Source organism: Pseudomonas sp. MHK4 (assembly GCF_054600775.1).
This window is the reverse complement of the sequence record NZ_BAAIAK010000040.1, coordinates 1-1,334: the sequence shown is the minus strand read 5'-3', so window position 1 is coordinate 1,334 and position 1,334 is coordinate 1. Positions and strand designations below refer to the sequence as shown.

1 protein-coding gene is annotated in these 1,334 nt (G+C 66.2%); it reads left to right on the top strand.

Annotated features, from left to right (window positions below; genetic code table 11):
• The coding region (locus ACYP2Q_RS31400) for an Ig-like domain-containing protein (protein WP_459734093.1) at positions 1 to 1,334 on the top strand (1,334 nt) is incomplete at both ends.

Genomic DNA, 1,334 nt, shown 5'->3' with positions numbered 1-1,334 from the left:
CACCGGCCAGCACCGCGCCGCAGGCCAATGACGGCGCCAACACCCTGCACGAAAGCTTCACCTACCAGGCCGTCGATGGCCTGGGCAACGTGGTCACCAGCACCATCGTGATCAACATCGTCGATGATGTGCCGACCGCTACCCCGGACATCGCCTCGGTGGGTGAGGGCGGCTACATCGGCGGCAACGTGATCTGGAACGACAACGTGGGGGCCGATGGCCAGTTCGCCGGTGGTGGCGTGGTCGGCGTGCGTGCAGGCGCAGACACCTCGACCCCGGTGCACGGCGGCCTGAACAGCCAGATCAACGGCACCTACGGCTTCCTGACCCTGGATGCGGCGGGCAACGCCGTGTACCACAGCTACCCGAACGGGGTGAGTGGCCCGGGCGCCAGCGACGTGTTCACCTACACCCTGCGCGATGCCGACGGCGATGAAAGCACCACCACCATCACCATCGACGTGCACAACAGCTGCCTGGTGGCGGCCAGCGACCATGATGTGACCGTCTACGAAAAAGCCCTCGACCTGCATCAGGACGGCCAGGACCTGGCCCCCGGCAGCGTGACCGGCAGCCAGCCCGGCAATGCCGGCGAAACCGCCAGCGGCACCTTGGTTGGTGCGGTCCACGGTGGCAGCGGCGCCATCACCTACGGCCTGGTCAGCAACGCCATCGGCACCTACGGCCAACTGCTGCTGCACCCTGACGGCAGCTACACCTATACCCTGACTTCGCCTGCCAGCACCACGCCACACGCAGACGACGGCGCCAACACTCTGCACGAAAGCTTCACCTACCAGGCCGTCGACGGCCTGGGTAACGTGGTCACCAGCACCATCGTGATCAACATCGTCGACGACGTGCCCCAGGCGATCGACGACCACAACGCCAACACCGCCTCGGAAACCCTGCTCACCCTCGAAGGCAACGTCCTGGGCAACGACGTGCAAGGCGCCGACCGCATCGCGACCGGCCCCAACAGCGGCCCGATCACCCCCGGCACTTTCATCGGCACCTACGGCACCCTCGTACTTAACGCCAACGGCACCTACACCTACACCCTCAATCCCGGCGACGCCGACTTCAAGGCCTTGCACGCCGGCGGCAACGGCACCGAGACCTTCACTTACACCCTCACCGACGCCGACGGCGACAGCAGCACCGCCAAGCTGGTGCTCAACGTGCACAACAACGATGACGGGGTGAGCCTCGGCGGCCTGGACGTCGCAGGCGGCGAACTGACCGTCTACGAGAAAAACCTCACCTACGGCAGCGACCCCGACAACGCGGCGTTGACCCAGCACGGCACCTTCACCGTCAATGCCCCGGACGGC